Annotated in this window: 21 protein-coding genes; 17 read left to right on the top strand and 4 right to left on the bottom strand. The window is 66.7% G+C overall.

The annotated features are described in order from the left end of the window. Window positions 1-65 precede the first annotated feature (65 nt). The 17 genes from C7I55_RS25420 to C7I55_RS25340 all read left to right on the top strand — a co-directional run bounded on the left by C7I55_RS25420 (window position 66) and on the right by C7I55_RS25340 (window position 19,063). Entirely contained in the window at window positions 66-245 is a 180-nt protein-coding gene (locus tag C7I55_RS25420; protein WP_106515859.1) for a hypothetical protein, read from the top strand. 110 nt (window positions 246-355) lie between these two features. After that, window positions 356-1,666 (top strand): efflux RND transporter periplasmic adaptor subunit, encoded by a 1,311-nt coding sequence (locus C7I55_RS25415; protein ID WP_106515858.1) that lies wholly within the window; start codon window positions 356-358, stop codon window positions 1,664-1,666. A gap of 17 nt (window positions 1,667-1,683) precedes the next feature. Next, complete coding sequence (locus tag C7I55_RS25410; RefSeq protein WP_106515857.1) at window positions 1,684-2,364, top strand: ABC transporter ATP-binding protein; 681 nt, start codon at window positions 1,684-1,686, stop codon at window positions 2,362-2,364. Continuing rightward, entirely contained in the window at window positions 2,361-2,843 is a 483-nt protein-coding gene (locus C7I55_RS25405) for a Rid family hydrolase (RefSeq protein WP_106515856.1), read from the top strand. The genes C7I55_RS25410 and C7I55_RS25405 overlap by 4 nt, the downstream gene beginning before the upstream one ends. 17 nt (window positions 2,844-2,860) lie before the next feature. Beyond that, a complete protein-coding gene (locus C7I55_RS25400) occupies window positions 2,861-5,344 on the top strand; it encodes an ABC transporter permease (protein ID WP_106515855.1) in 2,484 nt (827 codons plus the stop codon). Window positions 5,345-5,352: 8 nt separating this feature from the next. After that, window positions 5,353-7,836 carry an ABC transporter permease gene (locus tag C7I55_RS25395; protein WP_106515854.1) on the top strand — a complete coding sequence of 828 codons (2,484 nt, stop codon included), beginning with the start codon at window positions 5,353-5,355 and terminating at the stop codon, window positions 7,834-7,836. 9 nt (window positions 7,837-7,845) lie between these two features. Next, on the top strand, window positions 7,846-10,353 hold the full coding sequence (locus C7I55_RS25390; RefSeq protein WP_106515853.1) for an ABC transporter permease: 2,508 nt from the start codon (window positions 7,846-7,848) through the stop codon (window positions 10,351-10,353). 10 nt (window positions 10,354-10,363) lie between these two features. Then, window positions 10,364-12,871: an ABC transporter permease gene (locus C7I55_RS25385; protein ID WP_106515852.1), complete on the top strand. Its 2,508-nt coding sequence runs from the start codon at window positions 10,364-10,366 to the stop codon at window positions 12,869-12,871. A gap of 68 nt (window positions 12,872-12,939) precedes the next feature. Continuing rightward, complete coding sequence (locus C7I55_RS25380; protein WP_106515851.1) at window positions 12,940-14,229, top strand: SDR family oxidoreductase; 1,290 nt, start codon at window positions 12,940-12,942, stop codon at window positions 14,227-14,229. Continuing rightward, entirely contained in the window at window positions 14,229-14,702 is a 474-nt protein-coding gene (locus C7I55_RS25375; protein ID WP_106515850.1) for a DUF2269 family protein, read from the top strand. Before C7I55_RS25380 ends, C7I55_RS25375 begins: the two co-directional genes overlap by 1 nt. Then, on the top strand, window positions 14,699-15,241 hold the full coding sequence (locus C7I55_RS25370) for a hypothetical protein (RefSeq protein ID WP_199193067.1): 543 nt from the start codon (window positions 14,699-14,701) through the stop codon (window positions 15,239-15,241). Before C7I55_RS25375 ends, C7I55_RS25370 begins: the two co-directional genes overlap by 4 nt. A gap of 9 nt (window positions 15,242-15,250) precedes the next feature. Further along, window positions 15,251-15,961 carry an SIMPL domain-containing protein gene (locus C7I55_RS25365; RefSeq protein ID WP_106515849.1) on the top strand — a complete coding sequence of 237 codons (711 nt, stop codon included), beginning with the start codon at window positions 15,251-15,253 and terminating at the stop codon, window positions 15,959-15,961. 52 nt (window positions 15,962-16,013) lie between these two features. Continuing rightward, on the top strand, window positions 16,014-16,208 hold the full coding sequence (locus C7I55_RS25360) for a zinc-finger domain-containing protein (protein ID WP_106515848.1): 195 nt from the start codon (window positions 16,014-16,016) through the stop codon (window positions 16,206-16,208). Between the two features lie 76 nt (window positions 16,209-16,284). Further along, entirely contained in the window at window positions 16,285-16,854 is a 570-nt protein-coding gene (locus C7I55_RS25355) for a hypothetical protein (RefSeq protein WP_158266587.1), read from the top strand. A gap of 31 nt (window positions 16,855-16,885) precedes the next feature. Beyond that, window positions 16,886-18,310: a metalloprotease TldD gene (gene tldD, locus C7I55_RS25350; protein WP_106515846.1), complete on the top strand. Its 1,425-nt coding sequence runs from the start codon at window positions 16,886-16,888 to the stop codon at window positions 18,308-18,310. After that, window positions 18,310-18,840, top strand: coding sequence for a DUF924 family protein (locus tag C7I55_RS25345; RefSeq protein ID WP_106515845.1), 531 nt, complete (start codon window positions 18,310-18,312; stop codon window positions 18,838-18,840). The genes tldD and C7I55_RS25345 overlap by 1 nt, the downstream gene beginning before the upstream one ends. A gap of 16 nt (window positions 18,841-18,856) precedes the next feature. Continuing rightward, entirely contained in the window at window positions 18,857-19,063 is a 207-nt protein-coding gene (locus C7I55_RS25340; protein ID WP_106515844.1) for a putative signal transducing protein, read from the top strand. 131 nt (window positions 19,064-19,194) lie between these two features. Here the strand turns inward: C7I55_RS25340 and C7I55_RS25335 are convergent, their stop codons facing one another. The 4 genes from C7I55_RS25335 to C7I55_RS25320 all read right to left on the bottom strand — a co-directional run bounded on the left by C7I55_RS25335 (window position 19,195) and on the right by C7I55_RS25320 (window position 23,810). Then, window positions 19,195-19,593 carry a TIGR01244 family sulfur transferase gene (locus C7I55_RS25335; RefSeq protein WP_106515843.1) on the bottom strand — a complete coding sequence of 133 codons (399 nt, stop codon included), beginning with the start codon at window positions 19,591-19,593 and terminating at the stop codon, window positions 19,195-19,197. Further along, the gene (gene recQ / locus C7I55_RS25330; RefSeq protein ID WP_106515842.1) at window positions 19,590-21,377 is read right to left on the bottom strand and encodes a DNA helicase RecQ; all 1,788 of its coding nucleotides are present in this window, start codon (window positions 21,375-21,377) and stop codon (window positions 19,590-19,592) included. Before recQ ends, C7I55_RS25335 begins: the two co-directional genes overlap by 4 nt. Before the next feature lie 53 nt (window positions 21,378-21,430). Next, complete coding sequence (locus C7I55_RS25325; RefSeq protein WP_106515841.1) at window positions 21,431-21,931, bottom strand: FKBP-type peptidyl-prolyl cis-trans isomerase; 501 nt, start codon at window positions 21,929-21,931, stop codon at window positions 21,431-21,433. 61 nt (window positions 21,932-21,992) lie between these two features. After that, on the bottom strand, window positions 21,993-23,810 hold the full coding sequence (locus C7I55_RS25320) for an ABCB family ABC transporter ATP-binding protein/permease (protein ID WP_106515840.1): 1,818 nt from the start codon (window positions 23,808-23,810) through the stop codon (window positions 21,993-21,995). Between the last annotated feature and the right edge of the window lie 35 nt (window positions 23,811-23,845).

The raw sequence follows: 23,845 nt of genomic DNA, 5'->3' as shown, positions 1-23,845 counted from the left end.
GACGCTTGGCACGTCTCCTGCTGAGGTAAGAGCGAATTGATATTGTGCTGATCGGGAGAGTCGGGATGCGTAAGTTGGAAGTGGTTCTCGGGAGCGCGATGTGGATGGCGCTGTCGTTCGTGATGGTCTTCGCGGTGCTGGAGCCGGTGCGCTTGGAGCATGCGCAGGTGGCGCAAGGGCTTCTCAGCCTCTGCATCGACGCGGCCGGCAGCCCGAGCCTGCTCTGCGAAACCCGAACCTTGTGATCACGGCCTGTCCGGTGGCGCACAGCAGGTGTTCGTTTCCGGACAGCGCAATCTGAAGCTTTCTCTGCTCCCCGGGGGAGTGCTTGCCGGTCGGCCGGCATGAGGTGACAATGAGCGTAGTGACCATGCAGACGATCGACAAACCGGCAAGCCCGCAAAGCGGCAGCGGAATGGACCGCGTCGTCGTTCGGCGGGGGCTCTCGCGCAACCTGAAGATTGCGATCGGCGCGATCGTCGTCATCGCAGCGGCGATCGCCTTCTACCTGCTCGCACCGGCCGCCAACAGTCAGACGATCGCCGCCGACCGGATCACCGTCTCGACTGTCCAGAAGGGCCGCTTCGACGACTTCCTGCCGCTGCGCGCGCGGGTCACGCCGCTGCTCACCGTCTATCTCGATGCGGTCGAAGGCGGGCGTGTCGAGAAGGTGCTGGTCGAGGATGGTGCGATGGTCCAGCAGGGTCAGCTACTCGCGATCCTGTCCAATTCCGATCTTCAGCTGAACCTGCTCGCGCGCCAGTCGGACGTCTCGCGGGAGGTCAATTCGATGCGCAGCCAGGAACTTGCGCTCGCCCAGACCCAGATCCAGGACGAGCGGGCGGTGATCGAAGCGCAGCTCGCCGTCGACAAGGCCCGCCGCCAGTACGAACTTCAGAAGCCGCTGATGGAGAAAGGCTTCATCCCGGCCAGGACCTTTCAGGACAGCCGCGACGAATATCTCTCCAACCAGCGCCGCGCCGACGCCCTGCGCCGCGGCCGTGAGATCAACCAGCGTCTCCAGGGAAGTCAGCTTGCCCAGCTGCGTGCGTCGAACGCCTCGCTGAGCGGCAGCCTGGACATCGCCCGGGCGACGCTCGACGCATTGAACCTGCGCGCGCCCGTCACCGGCCAGCTTACCGCTTTCTCGATCCAGGTCGGCCAGTCGCTCAGCCGCGGCGAACGGCTGGGCCAGATCGACAGCGCCGGCCGCAACAAGATCGTCGCCAGCGTCGATGAATTCTATCTCGGGCGGGTGGAGGCCGGGCAGACCGCCACGGTCGAGGTCGGCGGCAAGACCTTCCGCGCCAAGGTCGCCAAAATCTATCCGCAGGTGCGCAACGGTGCGTTCGAGGTCGATCTCCACTTCCTCGGCGGCGAACCGCCCGCGCTCCAGCGCGGCCAGACGTTGCAGGTGCGCCTGACCCTCGGCGACCCCGCACCCGCTTTGCTGATCCCGAACGGCGCCTTCTACAACGAAACCGGCGGCAGCTGGGTGTTCGTGGTCGCGCCGGACGGAGGAAGTGCAGTCAAGCGAAACGTCCGTCTCGGGCGCCGCAACGCCGATCATATCGAAGTGCTCGAAGGGCTGGATCCCGGCGAGCGGGTGATCACCTCTCCCTATACCGGTTTCGCCGATCGCGACCGGCTCGACCTCGACAGCTGAACAAGGAGTCCAACCTGATGCTGAGCATGCGCGAACTTTCGCGGGTCTACCGGACCGACACGATCGAGACATCGGCCTTGTCGTCGATCAGCCTCGATATTGCCGACGGTGAGTTCGTCGCGATCATGGGGCCGTCCGGGTGCGGGAAATCCACCCTGCTCAACATCATCGGCATGCTCGACAGCCCGTCGAGCGGCTCCTACGTGTTCAACGGGCAGGAGGTTGCTGGCCTGTCCGAAGGCAAGCTCGCCGACGTCCGCAAGCACAATATCGGCTTCATTTTCCAGAGCTTCAACCTGGTCGACGAGCTGTCGGTGCGGGAGAATATCGAGCTCGCCTTGCTCTATCACGACGTCGCTTCGACCGAGCGCCGGCGGCGGGTGGACGAGGTGATGGACAAGGTCGGCATCGCCCATCGTGCCAAGCACCGGCCGAGCCAGCTTTCGGGCGGCCAGCAGCAGCGTGTCGCGGTGGCGCGGGCGCTGGTCGGCAGCCCCAAGCTGATTCTCGCCGACGAGCCCACCGGCAACCTCGATACCCATCATGGCGAGGAGGTGATGCGCATGCTGCAGCAGCTCAATCGCGAAGGCTCGACGATCGTGATGGTCACCCACTCGCCGAGCCACGCCGATTATGCCGGCCGGGTCATCAACATGCTCGACGGCCAGATCCTCATCGAGCAGAGGCGCGCCGCGTGAGGCGCGCGCTCGCTCTGACCCTCTCGGCCGCGGCAACCCTGTGTCCCCTGGGTGCTGCGGCCGGGGCCCAGACGCGGGGCCCCGACACCGTGCTGATGTCGGACAATCCCGGCGTGCGCGCCGTTCAGGACAAATGGGGCTTTTCGGACGCGGTGATCGCCGGCGACACCCTCTATCTGTCGGGGGTCGTCGCCGGCACGCGCCCTGGCGAGGAGGGCTTCGAACCGGCTTACGAGCGCGTCTACGCGCAGATTGCCGATACCTTGAAACGTGCCGGCGCCGGCTGGGACGACGTCGTCGACATGACCAGCTTCCACACCGATGTCGAGGGCCAGATAGAGGCGTTGGCCGCGGTCCACAAGCGCCACGCCAGGGCGCCCTATCCGGCCTGGACCGCGATCGGCGTCTCGAAGCTGCTCGGCGGCGGCATCACCGAGATCAAGATCATCGCACGCAGGCCGGCGGCTGCGGCACGCTGAGGGGAGGGCGCGGGGCGATGTGGCGGAATTATCTCACGGTCTCGATGCGGGTCCTCACCAAGAACAGGACCTATGCCGCGATCAACATCGCCGGCCTGGCCATCGGCCTCGCCGCCTGCCTGATGATCTTCCTCTACGTCCGCTACGAGACATCCTACGATCGCTGGCTGCCGGATTCGGACCGCGTCTATCAGGTGCAGAGCGTCTACACCGATGCCGCGACCGGCGAAGTGCGCCGCCAGCAGGGATCCCACGGCGTCATCGCCGGGCCGCTCGCCAAGGATTTCCCGCAGATCGAGGCGATAACCCGCGCCGACGGCGAAGCGCCGGTCTTCCTGCAGGGCGGGGAGGCGACGTTCGCGCCGATGGTGCTGGCGGACGAAGGCTTCTTCCGGATCCTGCAGCTCCCCTTCCTGCACGGCGATCCGGCGGCGGCGTTGCGCGGCATGGACAGCCTCGTCATCAGCCGAAGCGAGGCGATCCGCCGCTTCGGGACCGACAATCCGGTCGGCCGCATTGTCACCGCGGTGCGCAGGAACGAACAATATTCGCTGCGCGTCACCGGGGTGTTCCAGGACATCCCGCGCAACAGCCATCTTTCGCTCACGATGGTCGGCCGGATGAGCGACCGCGATGCCGCCGAGTGCAGCTGGAGCTGCGTGAACGGCAGCGTCTATCTGAAGCTGAGGCCGGGTGCCGACCCCGACGAGATCCACCGCCAGATGCCGGCCTGGGAGAAGCGCAACATCCCGCCGGTCGGCGCCGGAAGCGGCCGGGTCAACGAAGGCGATGCCTATGATTGGCGGCTGGTGAAGATCGGCGACGTCCATCTCAGCGGCGCCGAAGGCGCACCCGAACGCCCCGGCAATGATCGCGTCACCATCGCCACCTTCACGATCGTCGCCTTGATGATCCTCGCCATGGCCTCGGTGAATTTCGTCAATCTCGCCACCGCCCGTGCAAGCCAGCGCGCCCGCGAAGTCGCCTTGCGCAAGGTCCTGGGTGCGAACCGGCGTCAGCTCATCGTTCAATTTCTCGGCGAATCCCTGCTGCTGACCGCGGTCGCCCTGCTGCTGGCGCTGGCCCTCGTCGAGCTGCTCCTGCCGACCTTGTCCGCCTTCCTCGGCACCGATCTGTCGCTCCATTATTTCGGCGCCGACGGCATCCTCCTGCCCGCGCTCGCTCTGCTGTGCGTCGTCGGCCTCGCGGGCGGGCTCTACCCGGCCTTCCACCTGTCCGCGTACCAGCCTGCCGCTGTGATCCGCGCCAACCGCTCGGCGGCCGAGCCGCGCGGCACCGGGCGGCTGCGGAGCGGCCTGGTGGTGGTGCAATTCGCGGTCTCGATCGGCCTCATCGTCTGCACCGTCATCGTCTCCGCGCAGACCCGCTTCGCCCGGGAGGGCGACCTTGGCTATCGCCGCGACGGCCTTCTCCAGATCGGCAACATGCAGCGCGGGCAGATCATCGCACAGACGGATACCCTGATCCGCGCGATCGCCCGGGTGAAGGGCGTCAGTGAGGTCGCTGGCTCGAGCATCACCGTCGCGAGCGACACCACTCTGATGCGGCCGATCGTTGTTCCCGGGCGGGCGAAGCCGATGATGCTTGGCTGGTACAGCGTGCACCCGGATTTCTTCGCTGCCCTCGACGTCGATCTGCTTGCGGGCCGGGCGCTGTCGCGCCGCTTCGCCAACGACGATGGCTTCGTCCCCTATGACAGCGCGGACCGGACGCTGGCCGGCGAGCGCGCGCTCGCCCGGCGCGGGCTCAACGTCGTCGTCAATCGCGCGGCGGCGAAGCAGATGGGTTTCTCCGATCCGCAATCCGCCGTCGGCAACCAGGTCCTCGCCGATCAGGGCGAGCCCGGCGTGCTTCCGCTGACGATCGTCGGCGTGGTCGAGGATAGCCGGTTCCGCTCGCTCCGTCAGCCGCTCGAGCCGATGATCTTCTACGATGGCGGGATCTACCGCTCGCTGGTGGTGCGCTATCAGTCGCGCAACGGCGAGGCCGTGGCCCGGGATATCGGCGGGCTGTGGAAGCGCCTCGCGCCCGATCTTCCGTTCCAGTTCGACTATGCCGATGCCGCCTTGGCGGAGCTCTACCGGACAGACGCGGCACGGGGGCAGGCGTTCGGCGGCTTCGCCCTGCTTGCCGCCTTGATCGCCTGTCTCGGCCTGTTCGGCCTGGCCTCCTTCACCGCCGAACGCCGCACCCGGGAGATCGGCATCCGCAAGGTGTTCGGTGCCCGCGTCCGCGACATCGTCCGGCTTCTGGCGTGGCAATTTTCCAAGCCAGTGATGCTTTCGAACCTGATCGCCTGGCCGGTCGCCTGGTGGGTGATGCGGGATTGGCTGAACGGCTTCGACGCGCGCGTGCCGCTCGGGCCGGGGCCGTTTCTCCTCGCCGGTGCGATCGCGCTCGCCATCGCGCTCGGCACCGTCTCGGGCCACGCCATCCGGGTCGCGCGGCTGAACCCCATCCACGCCCTTCGCTACGAATAGGATCGGCCATGCGCCTTTCTTTCACCATCGCCCTGCGCGCTCTGACCAGGAACCGGGCGCACACCCTGATCAACATCCTCGGGCTTGCGCTCGGGCTGACGGCATGCCTGCTGATCCTTCTCTATCTCCGCTACGAGAGGAGCTACGACAGCTGGCTTCCCGACAGCGACCGGATCTACCAGGTCCAGGCCACCTGGCACGAACCGGGGCAGCCGATCACCCATGCCCAGACGAGCCCGTTTCCGGTTCGCGACACCCTGGCCGGCGGCTTTCCGCAGATCGAGAGCCTGTCGGTAATGCGCAACGGCCAGACGGTCACGACGCGGGATGGCGAGGCGATCTTCATCGACTCCGCGATCGTCGATCCGGCCTTCTTCGACATCTTCCGATTGCCGTTCGTACATGGAAGCGCCGCAGGCGCGCTTTCCGACACCAATGCCATTGCACTCACCGAGAAGGAGGCGATCAGGCATTTCGGGACGAGCGACGTGATGGGGCGAACGATGAGCCTCGGGGCCGGCCCGGGAAAGCGCGACTATCGTATCGGCGGCGTCCTGCGGGACTTGCCGAAGAATTCCAGCCTCCGGTTCGGCATCCTGTTTCGCTACGATCCCGCTGAGGCCGCCGGATTGCCTGCCTCTGCCATCGGCTGGGGCAACATGAGCCAGCAGCATTATCTCAAGCTGCGGCCGGGTGCCGACGCGCACGCAATCAACGCGGCGCTTCCGGCCTGGGAAAAGCGCGTGGTCGCACCGCAGATGATCGGCGGTCGCGCCGCCTCGCAGGCGGACATCATGGATCTGGCGCTGGTGCCGATCACCGGCGTCCACCTCGGTGTCGCACAACATGGTGCGCTGACCCCCGGCGGAGATCCGCGTGCGCTGGCGACCTTCGTCGTCGTCGCCTTGCTCACCCTCGCCATGGCGGTGATGAACTTCGTCAACCTGTCGACCGCGCGGGCCACGCAACGCGCACGCGAGGTCGCGCTGCGCAAGGTCCTCGGTGCCAGCCGGCCGCGGATCGTGGTTCAGCTGATCGGAGAATCGCTGATGCTCGCGGCCCTCGCCACCCTGCTCGCGCTCGCGGCTGTCGAGCTCCTCACGCCATGGCTCGGCGGTCGCATCGGTGCCGACCTCGAGGTCACCTATCCCGGTATCGGCGGATTGCTGCTGCCGGCGATCCTGCTGTTCGTCGCGTCAGGCCTGCTTGGCGGCCTCTATCCGGCGCTGTACCTCAGCCGCTTCCGGCCCGCGCAGGTGCTGCGCGCCAACAAGTCCGCGGCCGAGACCCCGGGCAACGGCCGGCTTCGCACGATCCTGGTGGTCGTGCAGTTCGCCATCGCCATCGGGCTCATCGTCTGCACCTGCGTCATCTATTCGCAGACTCGCCACGTCGCCACCGTCGATCCCGGCTATCGCCGCGACGGGCTCATCCAGATCGAGTCCGCCTGGCGCTTCGCCGGCGACAGCAGCGAATATGAGGCGGCCCGGCGCGAGCTGCTCGCGATCCCGGGCGTGGTCGCGGCCGGGCGCACCAATCTCGGCCTTGCCGCGACCAACAAGAACATTCTCGCGGTCCGCACGTCGGGCGCCGCGCAGGATAGCGCGATCGGCTATTATGCGGTCGACGCCGAGTACCTGCGGACGATCGACGTCCCCCTGCTGGCCGGGCGCCAGCTCGGCGATCGCTACGCCAGGGATCGGGTGGTGCGCGCAGAGGCGGACGGCGCCGTGCTCCAGCAAGGTGCCGGCGGTTTCAACGTCGTCCTCAATCGCAATGCCGTGACCTTGCTCGGGCTGGGGGCTCCGCAGGCGGCGATCGGAAAGACGATCAAGGTCGGGCTCGATGGCGAGGATATGGCCGATGCCACGATCGTCGGCGTGGTCGAGGACACCCGCATCCGCACCGCCCGCGATGCGCTCGAGCCGATCATCTACGGCTACGACCCCGATCGCACGAGCCTTGTCCTCGTCCGCTACGGCGGTGCCGATCCGGCCGCAGTGATGGCGGGGATCAACAGGGTCTGGCGCCGCTTCGAGCCGGAAATTCCGTTTCAGGGCCATTTCGTGGAGGCTCTCGTCGCGGAAATCTATGCGGCCGATCGCGCCCGCGGCGCCTTGTTCGCCGCCTTCGCCGCTATCGCCGTGCTGATCGCCTGCCTTGGCCTGTTCGGCCTCGCCGCCTTCACCGCCGAACGGCGCACCAAGGAGATCGGCATCCGCAAGGTGCTCGGCGCTCGGATCCGCGACATCGTGCGACTGCTCACCTGGCAATTTTCGAAACCGGTCGTGCTCGCCAATCTCGTCGCCTGGCCGGCGGCGTGGTGGGCGATGCGCGACTGGCTGAACGATTTCGATGTCCGCGTCGCCCTCACGCCGGGGCCGTTCGTCCTCGCCGGTGCGCTCGCGCTGGCGATCGCGGTCGGCACCGTCGCCGGCCATGCCATCCGCGTTGCCCGGCTCAATCCCATCCTCGCGCTTCGCTACGAATAGGATCGGGCGATGTGGCGCAATTATCTGATCGTCGGCGCACGGGCCCTGGCCAAGAACCGGACCTATGCCGTCATCAACATCTTCGGTCTCGCCTTGGGCCTCGCCGCGTGCCTGCTGATCCTGCTCTACGTCCGCTACGAGACCAGCTACGATCGCTGGATCCCCGGCGCCGAGAACGTCTACCAGATCCAGAGCTTCTCGACCGATCCGGACACCGGCAGCCGCGACGGTCTGCGCCAGTCGCAATATGCCGCGGGCACCGCGCTGCAGAAGGATTTCCCGCAGGTGATCGGCCGGATGCACGTGCAGGGAACGCGCGCTGCGGTGGTGCGTGGTGATCAGGCGCTGACGGTCGAAGATGCCGCGCGCGTCGATGGTCCCTTCTTCGACATCTTCCCGCTGCCGCTGGTGGCCGGCGACCCCAAGACGGCTCTGGCGAAGCCGGGCAATCTGATCCTGTCCGAGCGGGAGGCGCTTCGCTTGTTCGGAGCCGAGCCCGCGATCGGCAAGACACTGACGATTGTCGAGAATGGCGAGCATGTCGATTATCGGGTGACCGGCATCCTCAAGACCCTGCCGAAAAACTCTCACCTTCGTCTCGACATGGTGATGCGGTTCGATCCGGTGTCGTTCTTCGCCGATTATCCGGGGTATCTCAGCAATTGGGGAGAGATATCGGGCTTCAATTACGTGAAGCTTCGGCCCGGCGCCGACGTCGATGCCATGCGCGCCGCGCTGCCGGCCTGGGAAAAACGCAACATTCCGGATCAGACGTTCGGCGACCGCCGCGAGAATGAGGGTGAGTTCCAGGACTGGAAGCTGATCCCGTTGCGCGACATCCATCTTGGCGAGGCACAGCGGGCGGCGATGGAGCCGGCCAACGATCGGTCGACGATCACCACCTTCGCGATCGTCGCCCTGCTGATCCTCGGCATGGCGTGCATCAATTTCACCAATCTGGCGACCGCCCGCGCCGGCCAACGCGCGCGCGAGGTGGCGCTGCGCAAGGTGCTGGGGGCAACCCGCCGGCAGCTCGTCGCCCAGTTTCTCAGCGAATCCGTCCTGGTCGCGGGCATGGCGATGATCCTCGCCCTGACCATGGTCGAGCTCGCCCTGCGGCCGCTCTCCGCCTTTCTCGATGCCGATCTCCACATGCACTATCTCGGCGCCGGCGGCGTCATGCTGCCGGTGTTCGGCCTGGTGATCGCGGTTGGGGCCGCCGGGGGGCTGTACCCGGCATTCTACTTGTCGCGATTTCAGCCGGCGCAGGTACTCAAGGCCAACAAGTCGGCGGCCGAGGCGGAAGGGTCCGGGCGCCTGCGCAACGTGCTGGTGGTGGCGCAATTCGCGGTTTCGATCGGCCTGATCATCTGCACGGCGATCGTTTATGCGCAGACCGTCCATGCGCGCAGGTCGGATCCGGGCTTCGAGCGTGACGGCCTGCTGCAGGTCTCCGCCGGATATTACAGCCTCGTTCCGGTGCTGGAATCGATGACTCGCGAGATCGCTCGGGTCGATGGCGTCGTCGCTGCATCCCGCACCAGCATCGGCATCAACACCGGCAGCACGATGTGGCGCACGCTGCGGGCTCCCGGCAAGGCCGAGACGATCGGCCTCGGCAATTATCCCGTCGACGAGCATTTCTTCGAGACGATGGGGATCAAGCTGCTCGCGGGGCGCAATTTCGATCGCAATCGCCCGATGGATGAAACCAGCATGCCGTTCCCGGAGCCGGATCCCGCGGCCGAACGCGCCCTGGTCGCACGGGGCGGCAACGTCGTCATCAACGCGCTTGCCGCGCGCCGGCTCGGATTCGCCGACCCGGCCGACGCGGTCGGCAGGCAGGTGCGGGTCTCGCTCAGCCTCGATCCGGCGACCGGGATGGTTCCGGTGACGATCGTCGGAGTCGTCGGCGATACCCGCTTTCGATCGATCCGGCAGCCGATCGAACCGATCATGTACCGGCTCGCGAACGATTTTGTCTCGACGATCGTGATCCGCTATCGGGCGGGGCAGGGACGAGAGGTCCGCGATGGCGTCGAACGTGTCTGGAAGCGCTTCGTACCCGATCTGCCGTTCGAAGCCCGATACAGCGAGGATATCGTCTCGAGCCTGTATTTGGCCGAGCGCGCCCGTGCGCAGACCTTCGCCGGCTTCGCGGCGCTCGCCATCGTCGTCGCCTGCCTCGGCCTCTTCGGGCTCGCCGCCTTCACGGCCGAGCGCCGCCGCAAGGAGATCGGCATTCGCAAGGTGCTCGGTGCGCGCAGCCGCGACATCGTGCGCCTGCTCGCCTGGCAATTCTCGAAGCCGGTGATCGTCGCCAATCTCATCGCCTGGCCGGCCGCCTGGTGGGCAATGCGCGACTGGCTGAACCGCTTCGACGCCCGCATCGAACTCGGCGCCGGCCCTTTCCTGTTCGCGGGCGCGCTTGCGCTCGCAATCGCCATCGGAACCATCGCCGGCCACGCCTTCAAGGTGGCCAGGTCCAATCCGATCCATGCTCTCCGCTACGAATAGGAGCCGAACGATGTGGCGCAATTATCTGATCGTGGGGGTGAGGGCCCTCGCCAAGAACAAGACCTACGCGTTCATCAACATCGTCGGCCTTTCGATCGGGCTCGCGGCGTGCCTGATGATCCTGCTCTTCGTCCGCTACGAGACGAGCTACGACGGCTGGATGGAACAGGCCGACCGCGCCTACCAGTTCCAGGATTTCTACAAGGCGACCGATAATGGCGGGGAGGAGATGGCCCTGCAGATGTCGAGCTACGTCTCGGGCAAGACGTTGGTGAAGGACTTCCCGCAGATCGAGAAGGCGGTCTACGTCGCCTCGGCGGGCGCGACGATCATGCAGAATGGCGTGCCGAGCCTCGCGGAACGGTTCAACTTCGTCGACGGCAACATCTTCGACATCCTCCAGGTGCCGTTCGTCCGCGGCAATCGCGCGACGGCGCTGGATCTGCCGAATTCGCTCGTCCTCACCGAGGCCGAGGCCGCGAAGCGGTTCCCGAACCAGAATGCGGTCGGTCGCACGCTCACCCTGGTCGTCCAGGGCAAGAGCATGGATTATGTCGTCACCGGCGTGATGAAGGATCTGCCGAAGAACAGCCACCTCGATCTCGGCGTGGTCGCGCGCTTCGCGCCCGAAAGCTATTTCGCCGACCAGCAATCCTTTCTCACCAGCTGGGGCAACCAGGGCGGCTGGTGGTACGTCAAGCTGAGGCCCGGCGCGTCCGCCGAGGAGATCAATCGGCAGCTTCCCGCGTGGGAGAAGCGGAACATCCCCGACGATACCGGCGGCGGCGAACAGACCAATCCGGGCGATTTCCAGGATTGGCGGCTGACCAACATCCGCGACGTTCATCTCGGCAAGGCGCAGCAGGCCTCGATGACCCCGGGCAACGACATGCGCACGGTCGGCACCTTCGCGGTCGTCGCCTTGCTGATCCTCGGCATGGCGGTGGTCAATTTCACGAACCTCGCCACCGCACGCGCCTCGCAGCGGGCGCGCGAAGTGGCGTTGCGCAAGGTGCTCGGCGCCAGTCGGCGCCAGCTGATCGTCCAGTTCCTCGGCGAATCCTTGCTGGTCACCGCGATCGCGATGGTGCTTGCGCTTGCGCTGGTCGAGCTGCTGCTGGCGCCGTTCAACGCCATTCTCGACGCCGACATCAGCCTTTCTTACTGGGGCGCCGACGGCGTTCTGCTGCCGATCCTCATCCTGCTCCTCGCCGTCGGCGCGGCCGGCGGCCTCTATCCGGCTTTCTATCTGTCCCGCTTCCAGCCGGCCCGCGTGCTCAAGGCCAACAAGTCGGCGGCGGAAGCCGGCGGCACCGGCCAGCTGCGCAACATCCTCGTCGTCGCGCAATTCGCGGTGTCGATCGGCCTGATCATCTGCACCGCCATCGTTTATGCCCAGACGGTCTATGCCCGCACGGCCGATGCCGGCTACAGACGGGACGGGCTGCTCCAGTTGCAGGGCCTCGGTGCGCGGGAGGTGCAGCCCGTCGCCGAGACGTTGAAACGCGAAATCGCCCGCGTCGACGGAGTGGAGGCCGCGTCGCTCACCGGCATCGGCGTGGCGCCGGGCAACAATTCGATCACCTCCGTCTATCTCCCGGGCCAGACCAAGGGCATCGATCTCGGAGTCTATACGGTGGATGCCGATTTCTTCCCGACGATGGGGATGAAGATGCTGGCCGGCCGCAATTTCTCGGAGCGGATCGCTCTCGACGATTCGACCACGCCGTTTCCGGTAAACCCGGCCGCCGAGCAGGCGCTCGCCCGGCGCGGCACCAACATCGTCGTCAGCGAATCGGCCGCACAGCGCCTCGGCTTCCGCGATCCGCAGCAGGCGATCGGAAAGCCGATCTCGGTGGGGCTCACGCCGCCCGAATATGGCCTGTCCACGGCGACCATCGTCGGAGTCGTCAAGGATGCCCGCTTCCGCTCGATCCGCGACCCGCTGCAGCCGATCATGTTCCTCTTTGCCCATAACGGCTTCAACGCGATGATCGTTCGCTACAGCGATCCGGAGCCCAAGCGGGTGAGCGCGCGCGTCGAAAGCGTGTGGAAGCGCATGCTCGCGGAGGTGCCCTACCGAGCCGAGTTCGCCGACGATCGGGTCAAGCGCTTGTACGAGCGGGACGAAGCGCGCGGCCGCCTGTTCGGCGCCTTTGCCGCTCTTGCGGTCGTGATCGGCTGCCTCGGCCTGTTCGGTCTCGCCGCTTTCACGGCCGAGCGGCGCACCAAGGAGATCGGGATCCGCAAGGTGCTCGGCGCCCGCACCCGCGACATCGTCCGGCTGCTCGCCTGGCAATTCTCGAAACCTGTGATCGTCGCCAATCTGATCGCCTGGCCGGTCGCCTGGTGGGTGATGCGGGATTGGCTCAACGGCTTCGACGCGCGCATCGGCCTCGGACCCACGCCGTTCCTGCTCGCCGGGCTGCTTGCTCTCGCCATCGCGCTCGGTACGATCGCCAGCCATGCCTTCAAGGTCGCGCGGGCAAACCCGATTCAGGCCCTTCGCTACGAGTGAGCGGGGCTGGCAGGGATCCGGGAACGGTGCTTCTCTCCTCCCGTTGAACGGGGGAGAGGAGCAGGCCTTTGCGGATATTGCTGATCGGAGCGGCGGGGCTGATCGGCGCGGCAGTCGCCGCCCGATTGAAGCGGGAAGGGCACGAGATCATCGGACTGCGCCGCGGCGCATCCGGCGCAGCGCAGGGTGCGGTCGATCACTGGGTGCAGCTCGATCTTCGTCAGGCAACGACGCCCGAAAGCTGGCGGCCGCATCTGGCCGGAGTCGATGCCGTCGTGAACTGCGCCGGCGTGCTTCAGGACAATGTGCGCGATTCGACCGCCAGGGTCCACCATGATGCGCCGGCAGCCTTGTGGCGGGCGTGCGAGGAGGCGGGCATCCGCCGGGTCATCCACCTTTCCGCGCTTGGGGTGGATCGCGGCGGGCTGACCGATTTCTCGCGGACCAAGCTGGAAGGGGACAAGGCGCTCGAATCGTCCGGCCTGGATTGGGTGATCCTGCGACCGTCGGTGGTCGTGGGTCCCGCAGCCTATGGCGGCTCCGCTCTGTTCCGCGGCCTCGCCGCACTGCCGATCGTCCCGCGCACACCCGATTCCGGGCCGCTCGACATCGTCCAGCTCGGCGACGTCACGGAAACGGTGGCGCGGCTGCTTCAGCCGGGAGCGCCAAGCCGGATCGCACTCGAACTCGCCGGCCCAGAGCGGCTCGGCTTCGACGAGGTCGTCGCCGCCTATCGCCGCTGGCTCGGCTGGAAACCGGCGCGGTTGATCTCCGTGCCTTGGTGGCTGATGGGGCTCGCTTATCGTGCCGGCGACGCGATCGCGTGGCTCGGATGGCGGCCGGCGGTCCGCAGCACCGGCCGGCGCGAGATCGTCCGCGGTGCGGTCGGCGACGGCTCTGCCTGGCGGCAGGCCACCGGCATCGAGCCGCAGGGCCTCACCGAAGCGCTCGCCGAACATCCGGCGCCGGTGCAGGAGCGCTGGTTCGCCAAACTCTACTTCCTGAAGGCCCTTGCGATCACCACCTTCGCCTTGTTCTGGCTGCTGACCGGAGTGATCTCGCTGACCGCAGGCTATGATCTCGCGCGCGACTACATGCTCCGCGCCGGGGCCGGGCCGCTCGCCGTGCCGAGCGTCATTGCCGGCGGCCTCGCCGACATCTCCGTCTTCTGCCTGATGATCTATAGGCCGACGACTCGGCAGGCGCTCTGGGCCGCGGTCGCTTTGTCGGTCTTCTACATCGTCGCCGGCACCATCCTCCTGCCGGGCCTGTGGCGCGATCCGTTGGGGCCGATGATGAAGATCTGGCCAATCCTCGCCTTCAACTTCCTCTGCCTCGCCATCCTGGAGGAGCGCTGATGGACTATTTCCTGCTCAAATGGGTGCACGTGCTCGGCTCCACCGTGCTGCTCGGCACCGGTGCCGGGATCGCCTTCTTCATGCTGATGGCGCATCGGAGCGGCGACGTGCGGGTCATTGCGGGCGTCGCGCGGATCGTGGTGATCGCCGATTACGTCTTCACGACGACGGCTGTCATTGCCCAGCCGATCACCGGCGTGCTGCTCGCGCAAACGACGGGCTATGCGCTGACGGAGGGCTGGATCCTCGTCTCGATCCTTCTCTATCTCGTCACCGGCGCCTTCTGGTTGCCAGTGGTGTGGATGCAGAGCCGGATACGCAATCTCGCGATCGAAGCGGCACGGACCGATACGCCGCTGCCGGCTCAATATCACCGATTGTTTCGCTGGTGGTTCGCATTCGGCTTCCCGGCCTTTACAGCGGTTCTCGCCATCTTCTGGCTGATGATCGCGCGACCGGAGATTTCTTTTTGAAGGATCGGAAACTGAAGCTCGGCACCAGGCTGCTGATCGGCGGCATCGCTGGCGTCGTCGGCACCATGGCGATGACCTCGGCGATGCAGCGCCTCCATCGCCGGCTTCCGGAGGAGGAACGCTACCCGCTGCCGCCGCGCGAGATCGTCGACTCGGTGGCCGAGCAAACCGGGACGGTGATCGAGGACGAGACGGCAAAGGATCTCGCGACCGCAGCCCACTTTGCCTACGGTGCCGTCATGGGGGCAATGCTGGCGGCCATGAACCCCGATCCCTCGAAACGCACCGGTGCGCTCGCCGGGACCGCGGTCTGGCTGGCCAGTTACATGGGCTGGATTCCGGCGCTGAACGTGCTCGAACCGGCGACCAGGCACCCGAAACAGCGAAACGTCCTGATGATCGGCGTTCATCTTGTCTGGGGCGCTGCGACGGCGTCGGCGGTTCGCGAGCTGGTTGCGGCACGCGGCTCGATACTCGCTGCCCGCCCCGACAAGGATGCCGCCACAGCTTTGCTCGCCCACGAGGACAAGCCCGATTAGGAGACAAGGATGCGACGAATCCCCTGTGCGCTGCTCGGCCTTCTCGCATCGTCCGCCTGTTCGGATCGCGCGCCGGATCCGCGCGGCGTCGCGCGAGACGAAGTGCTGGTCCAGATCGTCGCCGACGGACGCGCCGACACCCGTCCCGACGAGGCACGATTCACCGCCGGCGTCGAGACGATCGCCGCCACGTCGCGGGAGGCGAGTCGCCGCAACAGCGAGGTGATCAATCGCGTGCTCGCCGCCGTGGAGGGGTTGGGGGTGCGCAAGGACGACGTTCAGACGCGCAACGTCGGCCTGTCCAGGATCGATTACGGACCCAATCGCGGGCGCTTTCAGGCCAGCAACAGCTTCGAAGTCCGGGTCCGCAACATCGACAAGGTCGGAGAGGCGATTGCCGCGACGACCGATGCCGGGGCGAATGTTGTCAGCGGCCCCAGCCTGCTTGTCTCCGATCAGGAGGCGGCCGGCCGCTCCGCTTACGCGCAGGCCTACAAGGCGGCACGGGCGCGTGCACAGACCTATGCCGATGCAGCCGGTCTGAAGGTGTCGCGGGTGCTTGCGATCCGCGATTCCGGAGAGGCAGGGATCCCTCAGCCTTATGCCGGCGACATGGCGGCGGAGGCGCAGGCGGTCGCGCCGGCGGCTCCGATCGTCCGCCCGGGCATGAACCGGAGCGAGATCAGCATTCGTGTCGACTTCGCGCTGGCGGCGAAATAGACGCGACTTCAGGCGATTGCCCGTGGCGCAGCCCGTTGCTAAGGGCCGCTCCATGCAGACCGATCGCTTCACGCCGGAAATCAGCACCGTCACGACGCCGCGCGTCGCCTGCGACGGAGCGAGCGAGACTCACCCGGCCCTCGGCCATCCCCGCGTCTATCTGCAGATCGACGAAAAGGGCTATGTCGATTGCGGCTATTGCGACAAGCGCTTCATCCTCAAGGGCGGTCCCGCCGACCAGGTCTGAGGCGACCGGGACTGAAGACAAAACGGGCTCTCGCGGCCGATTTGCCAGTGCGCTTCGCGCTCGGCATCATGCCGCAATGCGCCGAGGCCCTTCTTCCAAAAGCGTGATCCGGGCGGCACTGCTGTTAGGCTGCGCGCTCTGCCTGCCGGCCGCGGCGCCGCCGCTGACCTTCATCCCGGTACAGCCGAAATTCGCCGCGGGCACTTCGGACTATGAAGCGATCTGGCGCACCGACGGCGCGCGCATCGTGCGGGCTCTGGAGGCAACCAGCGGCCTTGAATTTCCGCAGGTTCCGATCGACGTGATCGTCTCCGACGGGCGGCCGATGGCCTCCTATGACGGCCGCCTGATCCGGCTTCGTGCAAGTTACTCGCCGGCCTACAAGAAGGCGACCCTGGTCCACGAACTCGGCCATCGGCTCAGCTTCGTGCTCGGGCGCAGGGACGGGCTCGACGACCACCGCTTGCTCTATCTGTTTCTCTACGATGCCTGGAGCGATCTCTACGGCCGGGATTATGCGGAGCAGATGAGCCGCATCGAACGCCGTCTGCCGGGCGAGTATGACGCAGCCTGGACTTGGGCGCTCAGCCAGACACGGGAGGAGCGCCAGGCGCGTTTGCGCGCACTGCGCGAGAATCGCCCTTAGATTCTGGCCGGGACCCTCCTATATCCCGGGCATGACCACAGCCGATCCCCGCCGCTTCCTGTATCGCGATGCGCTCACCCCCGACGCAGCGCTCCGCCTCACCGCCGACGCGCTGACCCGCTGCGACGACGGCGAGCTCTATCTTCAATATACCGCGTCGGAGAGCTTCGGCTTCGACGACGGGCGGCTGAAGACGGCCGACTTCAACACCCATGCCGGCTTCGGCCTGCGTGGGGTTTCGGGGGAGACGACGGCGTTCGCCCACGCCAACGAACTGTCGGAAGGCGCCATCCGCCGCGCCGCCGAGACGATGGCAGTGCTCGATCCTGCCGCGGGTGCACGTCCGGCGCCGCCGCGGCGCACCAACGCGACGCTCTACACCGATGCCGATCCGCTCAGCCTCATCCCCTTCGCGAAAAAGGTGGCGCTCTGCCAGCAGGTCGATGCCGCCGCCCGCGCGCGCGATCCGCGCGTCGCCCAGGTCTCGGTGTCGCTCTCCGGATCCTGGTCGGTGATCGAGATCGTCCGTGCCGATGGCTTCGTCGCCCACGACGTGCGTCCGCTGGTTCGCCTCAACGTTCAGATTGTCGTCGAGCAGAATGGCCGCCGCGAGACCGGTTATCACGGCATCGGCGGGCGCTACCTTTATGACAGCCTGTTCGAGGAAGCGACCTGGAACCGGGCGATCGACGTCGCGCTCGACCAGGCGCTGGTCAATCTCGATTCCGTCGATGCACCGGCCGGCGAGATGACCGTTGTCCTGGGACCCGGCTGGCCCGGCGTGCTGCTGCACGAGGCGATCGGCCATGGTCTCGAGGGCGATTTCAACCGCAAGGGTACGTCCGCTTTCTCGGGCCGCATCGGCGATCGCGTGGCGGCGCCGGGCGTAACGGTGGTCGACGATGGCTCGATGGCCAATCGCCGCGGTTCGCTGTCGATCGACGACGAAGGCACCCCGACCCAGTGCACCACCTTGATCGAGGACGGCATTCTCAAGGGCTATATCCAGGATCGCCTCAATGCGAGGCTGATGGGCGTGGCGCCGACCGGCAATGGCCGCCGCGAAAGCTTCGCGCACGCGCCGATGCCGCGGATGACCAACACCTTCATGCTCGGCGGCAGGGACGATCCGGCCGAGATCCTCGCTCGTGCGAAGAACGGTATCTACGCGAAGAGCTTCGGCGGCGGTCAGGTCGACATCACCTCGGGCAAGTTCGTCTTCTCGTGCACCGAGGCCTACAAGATCGAGAACGGCCGGATCGGCGCTCCGATCAAGGGCGCGACTCTGATCGGCGACGGACCGACCGTGCTCACCAAGGTCGCTGCGATCGGCAACGACATGGCGCTCGATGAGGGTATCGGCATTTGCGGCAAGGGCGGCCAGTCGGTCCCCGCCGGGGTCGGCCAGCCGACTTTGCTGGTCGAGGGGCTCACCGTGGGCGGCACCGCGGCCTGATGGGCTGGGCAGAGGAGGTTCGCAGCTATTGGTTCTCGCTGCGGCCGGAACAATGGTGGCACGATCCGTCGCTCGATTCCGAGATTCGCGAGCGCTTCGGCGAACTCTGGGCGGAGAAGCGGCAGTTGCCTGCCTCTTCGTTCCTCGCCACGTCCGAAGACGCCCTCGCCGGCGTGCTTTTGTTCGATCAGTTTCCGCGCAACATGTTCCGTGACCATGCCGACCAATTCTCGACCGATCTGCTCGCTTTGCAGATTGCGAGGGGCGCGGTGGATAGCGGCGCCGACGAGGCGCTCGCTCCGCAGGAGCGCGGCTTCCTGTACATGCCGTTCCAGCACAGCGAGGATCTCGACGATCAGCAGCGCTCCGTCCTGCTCTTCACCGCGCTCGGCGACGCGGAGCAGCTCCGCTACGCCCGGCTCCACCACGACGTGATCGAGCGCTTCGGCCGCTTCCCTCACCGCAACGCGATCCTCGGCCGCACCCCGCGTCCGGACGAAGTCGCTGCGGGCGAGGTGGTGCCATGGTGAAGCGCCGCCGCGCCTGATGCTGGTCGAGGCCGCCCGCTTCGGCAACAGCTTCGAAGCCGGGGCGGCCCGCTCCGCGCTCGAAGCCGAAGGCATTGGCGCCGTCCTGTTCGATCTGGAAATGAGCTGGGAAGCCTTTGGCGGACTGATTCCGATCCGCCTGATGGTCCTCGACGAGGACCTCGCCGAAGCGCAACGATTGCTGGCGGCGGACTGGCGGCCCTAGAGCCAAATCACCTTTGATTGGAGCGTTTAGCTCCGACTTGAGGTTTGGCTCGGGCTCCAAACCAAGGACGGGCGCATGATTTGCGGAGCATGCTGACTCAGCCTCAGCTGATCATGCTCCAGCCGAGAGTCCTACCCCAGATACCCCCGGATCGGGCTGAGATCATAGCCTGCCGCGGCACCCTTCTCGAGCAGGGCGTCGGCACCGTCGCCCATCCGCGCCCGGGCGAGCGCCCACAGGTAGATCGAGCGCATGCCGGATTTGCAGAAGGCCAGCACCGGCCCGTCCGCCGCCGACAAGGCTTCGATCATCGCCTGCACCTGCGCGTCGGAGAATCCGCCTGCCACCGGAATGTGCCGATAGCCGATGCCCGCAGCCGCTGCGGCGGCCTCGATCTCCGCCGAGGTCGGCTGGCCCGGTTCTTCCTGGTCCGGCCGGTTGTTGACGATCATCTTCACGCCCAGATCGGCGATGCGCTCGGGGTAGAGCTGGCCGCCGACCATCGTTTCGTCGTCCACCGGTCGGATCATGCGGATGCCCCTTCATATTGCTGAATGACCTCCAGGAACGCATCGCCATAGCGTTCCAGCTTGGCGGTTCCGACTCCCGAGACTTGCGACAGGCCGAACTGGGTGGTCGGCCTCAGGCCGGCCATCTCGCGCAACGTGCTATCGTGGAAGATGACGTAGGGCGGCACGCCGGCTTCGACGGCGAGCGCGCGGCGGCGGGCGCGCAGCGCGTCGAACAGCGGATCGTGCGGATGATCGACCGCATCGCCGCCGCCGCGCCGCTTTCGCGTCTTCTTCGGCGGCAGGACGATCCGCACTTCCTCCTCGCCCTTCAGCACCGGCCGCGCGCCGGGCCCGAAGGAAAGACCGCCGAAATCGTCGGCACGCAGCGCATCGCGCGCCATCAGCGCGCGAGCGAGCGGCTTCATCAGCGCCAGCTCGTCCTCGTCTGCGATCCCGAAAACCGACAGGCTGTTATGGCCGAAGTTGAGCACCTTCTCGGTCTCGCGGCCGGCCAGTACGTCGGTGAGATGCTGGATGCCGAAGCGCATCTCGGTTCGGAACGCGGCGGACAGCAATTTGCGCGCGGCTTCCGTCGCATCGACGGTCGTCGGCGGAGTCAGGCAATTGTCGCAATTGCCGCAGCGGGCAGGCGGATCCTCGCCGAAATGGTGGAGCAGGATAGCGCGCCGACACTCCGCCGCCTCGACCAGCGCCGCGAGCGAATTCAGCCGATGGCGCTCGCCGCCGCGGCGCTCGTCCGGTACCTCGGTCTCGATCCGGCGGCGGGCGCGCAGGAAATCCTCGGCGCCCCAGAACATCCAGGCCTCGGCCGGATCGCCGTCGCGGCCGGCACGCCCGGTCTCCTGATAATAAGCCTCGATCGACTTGGGGATGCCGGCATGGGCGACGAAGCGCACGTCCGGCTTGTCGATGCCCATGCCGAACGCGATGGTCGCAACCATCACCATGTCCTCGCTGGCGACGAAGGCGGCCTGGTTGCGGGCACGGACCTGCGGATCAAGGCCGGCATGATAGGGCAGTACACGCCGGCGCCCACCCTGCGCCAACTGCTCCGCGAGCTTCTCGGCCTTGTCGCGGCTCGACACGTAGACGATGCCTGCGCCTTCCTGCTCGGCGAGAAGCGCCTTCAACTGGCTGCTGACCCCGTCGCGGGGGCGGACATGGTAGCGGATGTTCGGCCGGTCGAATCCGGCCACGATCAGCCCGTCCTCGGGAATGCCGAGCTGGACGAGGATGTCGGCGCGGGTCTGGCGGTCGGCGGTGGCGGTCAGCGCCAGCCGCGGCACGTCCCCCAGCGAATCGAGCAGCGGCCGCAGCAGCCGGTAATCGGGGCGGAAATCATGACCCCATTCGGAGACGCAATGGGCCTCGTCGACCGCGACCAGCGACAGTTTCGCCCGGCCGACCAGCTCACGGAAATGGCCGCTGCTCGCCCGTTCGGGTGCCACATACAGCAGGTCGAGCTCGCCCGCCTTGAATCGCCGCAGCGTTTCCTGCCGCGCCTCGTCGCCGTCGGCGGAGGTCAATGATGCGGCATGGATGCCGAAGCTCTCGGCCGACCGGATCTGATCGTGCATCAGCGCGATCAGCGGCGAGATGACGAGCGCGGTGCCCTCCCGCGCCAGCGCCGGCACCTGGTAGCAGAGCGATTTGCCGGCGCCCGTTGGCATCACCGCCAGGCTGTGCTTGCCCGCCATGACGCGGCCGATCACGTCCTCCTGGACACCCCGAAAGGCGCCGAAGCCGAAGACATCATGGAGGATCTGCGCTGGTTGCCGCATCAGCGGGACGTAGCGGGAACGGAGCCGGGCGTCACCCTGCTAATGCTCTCGCGTCAGCCTTCCGGTGGAACGATCGCGATCAGTTCGATCGTGAACAGCAAGGTGGCGCCGCCCGGGATCGGGCCGCGGCCTTCCGGTCCGTAAGCGAGATAGTGCGGGATCGCGAATTCGAACGTGTCGCCGACCGCCATCAGCGGAACGCCTTCCTGCCAGCCGCGGATCAGGCGCGGCAGCGGAAAGGTCGCGGGTTCGCCGCGGGCGATCGAGCTGTCGAATTCGGTGCCGTCGATCAGGCGGCCGGCGTAATGGATGGTGACGACGTCGGTGCGGGTCGGGTGCGGCGCGCCCGCCGCGCCGGATTTGACCTTGCGGTAGCGCATGCCCCCGGGGCCCGCCATCCAGCCGTCGCTCGGCTTGAGATTGACCAGATACAGCATCTGCGCGTTGTGCCAGGCCGTATCGTGCTGGGGCTTGGCCTGCTCCTCGATGCCCTGCGCGATCGTCGCCGTCGCCACCACGGCTCCGGCGGCGAGCGCCAGCCAAGTCATTCGCATGCCCGAACCCCTCTATGTCCCATCGCGCCGCTTGTAGCGCCCGCCGCGGGCCAAGAAATCCCTATTCGGCGGCTTCGGCTTCCTCGTCCTCGCGCTCGGTCTGCTGGCGAGTCCACATTTCGGCGTAAAGGCCGTTCCTGCGCAGCAATTCGGCATGGGTTCCGCGCTCGGCGACCCGGCCTTCGTTGAGCACGACGATCTGGTCTGCATCGATCACCGTCGAGAGGCGGTGGGCGATGACGATCGACGTTCGCCGCGCCGCCACCGAGCGCAGCGTCTCCTGGATCGCCGCCTCGGTGCGGCTGTCGAGCGCGCTGGTCGCCTCGTCGAAGATAAGGATCGGCGGGTTCTTGAGCAGGGTCCGGGCGATCGCCACGCGCTGCTTCTCGCCGCCCGACAACTTGAGGCCGCGTTCGCCGACCTGCGCCGCATAGCCCTGGGGCAGGCTGGCGATGAAATCGTGGATCGCAGCGCCCTTGGCCGCGCCTTCGATCTCGTCCTGCCCCGCGCCGTCGCGGCCATAGCCGATATTGTAGCCGATCGTGTCGTTGAACAGCACGCTGTCCTGCGGCACGATGCCCAGCGCCTGGCGAAGGCTGGCCTGAGTCACCCGACGGATGTCCTGACCGTCTATCAGGATCCGCCCGGCGGTCGGCTCGTAGAAACGGAACAGCAGGCGCGACAGCGTCGATTTGCCGGCGCCCGAGGGGCCGACGACGGCGACCATCGTGCCCGGCTTCACCTCGAGATCGATGCCCTTCAGGATCTCGCGGTCGGGATCGTAGCCGAAGCGCACGTCCTCGAAGCGAACATGGCCGGCTTCGACGTGCAGCGCGGGCGCACCCTCGAGGTCACGAACCTCCTCGGGCGTGTCGACGATTCCGAACATCGCTTCCATGTCGATCAGCCCCTGGCGAATGGTGCGATAGACCCAGCCGAGCATGTCGAGCGGACGAAAGAGCTGGGCAAGGAAGGTGTTGACGAACACCACGTCGCCGGTGGTGAAGCTGCCGCGGCTCCACCCCCAGACGGTATATCCCATCGCGCCGGCCATCATCAGATTGGTGATCAGCGACTGGCCGATGTTGAGCCAGGCCAAGGAGGTTTCGTTCTTCACTGCGGCGCCCGCGAACGCCTGCATCGCGCTGCCGTAGCGGCGCGCCTCGCGCTCCTCGGCGCCGAAATATTTGACCGTTTCGTAATTCAGCAGCGAATCGACCGCCCGCGCGATCGCCTGGTTGTCGACCTCGTTCATCTGGCGCTGGAGCTTGCTCCGCCACTCCGTCACGACACGGGTGAAGGTGATGTAGGCGACCACCATCACCAGGGTCGCGACGACCAGGCCCGGGCCGAACTTGATCCCGAAGATGACGCAGATCGCAAGCAGCTCGATGATCGTCGGCGCGATGTTGAACAGCAGGAAATAGAGCATCATGTCGATGCTTTTGGTGCCGCGCTCGACGATCTTGGTCAGTGCGCCGGTGCGCCGCTCCAGGTGAAAGCGCAGCGACAGGCGATGCACGTGGCGGAACACGGTCTCCGCTAGCCGGCGCGCGGCATCCTGGCCGACCTTCTCGAAGATCGCGTTGCGCAGATTGTCGAACAATACGCCGGCGAAGCGAGCACCTGCATAAGCAACCACCAGAGCGATGGCGAGACCGGCCCCGGCCTGAACCGGACCCGACATCCGGTCGATTGCCGCCTTGTAGGCGAACGGCATGATCAGGGTCGCGCCCTTGGCGATCAGCACCAGCAGCACGGCGATCACGACACGAGTCTTCAGCGCCGGCTCGCCGGCCGGCCACAAATAGGGTAGGAACCGCCGTAGCGCGGACCAGCCTGCCTTCGGAGATGTGTCGGAATTTTCGAGAGGACGCATGGACCACTTAGGTAGGAACTGTCCCCCTCCCAACC

The sequence above is a fragment of the Allosphingosinicella deserti genome, from assembly GCF_003012735.1.
Taxonomy (GTDB): Bacteria; Pseudomonadota; Alphaproteobacteria; order Sphingomonadales; family Sphingomonadaceae; genus Allosphingosinicella; species Allosphingosinicella deserti.
This window is presented reverse-complemented; position numbering and strand designations above follow the sequence as displayed.

What these genes read in the sequence shown, in the direction of transcription:
- C7I55_RS25420 (WP_106515859.1), top strand. Translation starts at nt 66, where the DNA reads ATGCGTAAGTTGGAAGTGGTTCTCGGGAGCGCGATGTGGATGGCGCTG.
- C7I55_RS25415 (WP_106515858.1), top strand. Translation starts at nt 356, where the DNA reads ATGAGCGTAGTGACCATGCAGACGATCGACAAACCGGCAAGCCCGCAA.
- C7I55_RS25410 (WP_106515857.1), top strand. Translation starts at nt 1,684, where the DNA reads ATGCTGAGCATGCGCGAACTTTCGCGGGTCTACCGGACCGACACGATC.
- C7I55_RS25400 (WP_106515855.1), top strand. Translation starts at nt 2,861, where the DNA reads ATGTGGCGGAATTATCTCACGGTCTCGATGCGGGTCCTCACCAAGAAC.
- C7I55_RS25395 (WP_106515854.1), top strand. Translation starts at nt 5,353, where the DNA reads ATGCGCCTTTCTTTCACCATCGCCCTGCGCGCTCTGACCAGGAACCGG.
- C7I55_RS25390 (WP_106515853.1), top strand. Translation starts at nt 7,846, where the DNA reads ATGTGGCGCAATTATCTGATCGTCGGCGCACGGGCCCTGGCCAAGAAC.
- C7I55_RS25385 (WP_106515852.1), top strand. Translation starts at nt 10,364, where the DNA reads ATGTGGCGCAATTATCTGATCGTGGGGGTGAGGGCCCTCGCCAAGAAC.
- C7I55_RS25375 (WP_106515850.1), top strand. Translation starts at nt 14,229, where the DNA reads ATGGACTATTTCCTGCTCAAATGGGTGCACGTGCTCGGCTCCACCGTG.
- C7I55_RS25365 (WP_106515849.1), top strand. Translation starts at nt 15,251, where the DNA reads ATGCGACGAATCCCCTGTGCGCTGCTCGGCCTTCTCGCATCGTCCGCC.
- C7I55_RS25360 (WP_106515848.1), top strand. Translation starts at nt 16,014, where the DNA reads ATGCAGACCGATCGCTTCACGCCGGAAATCAGCACCGTCACGACGCCG.
- C7I55_RS25355 (WP_158266587.1), top strand. Translation starts at nt 16,285, where the DNA reads ATGCGCCGAGGCCCTTCTTCCAAAAGCGTGATCCGGGCGGCACTGCTG.
- tldD (WP_106515846.1), top strand. Translation starts at nt 16,886, where the DNA reads ATGACCACAGCCGATCCCCGCCGCTTCCTGTATCGCGATGCGCTCACC.
- C7I55_RS25345 (WP_106515845.1), top strand. Translation starts at nt 18,310, where the DNA reads ATGGGCTGGGCAGAGGAGGTTCGCAGCTATTGGTTCTCGCTGCGGCCG.
- C7I55_RS25340 (WP_106515844.1), top strand. Translation starts at nt 18,857, where the DNA reads ATGCTGGTCGAGGCCGCCCGCTTCGGCAACAGCTTCGAAGCCGGGGCG.
- C7I55_RS25335 (WP_106515843.1), bottom strand. Translation starts at nt 19,593, where the DNA reads ATGATCCGACCGGTGGACGACGAAACGATGGTCGGCGGCCAGCTCTAC.
- recQ (WP_106515842.1), bottom strand. Translation starts at nt 21,377, where the DNA reads ATGCGGCAACCAGCGCAGATCCTCCATGATGTCTTCGGCTTCGGCGCC.
- C7I55_RS25325 (WP_106515841.1), bottom strand. Translation starts at nt 21,931, where the DNA reads ATGCGAATGACTTGGCTGGCGCTCGCCGCCGGAGCCGTGGTGGCGACG.
- C7I55_RS25320 (WP_106515840.1), bottom strand. Translation starts at nt 23,810, where the DNA reads ATGCGTCCTCTCGAAAATTCCGACACATCTCCGAAGGCAGGCTGGTCC.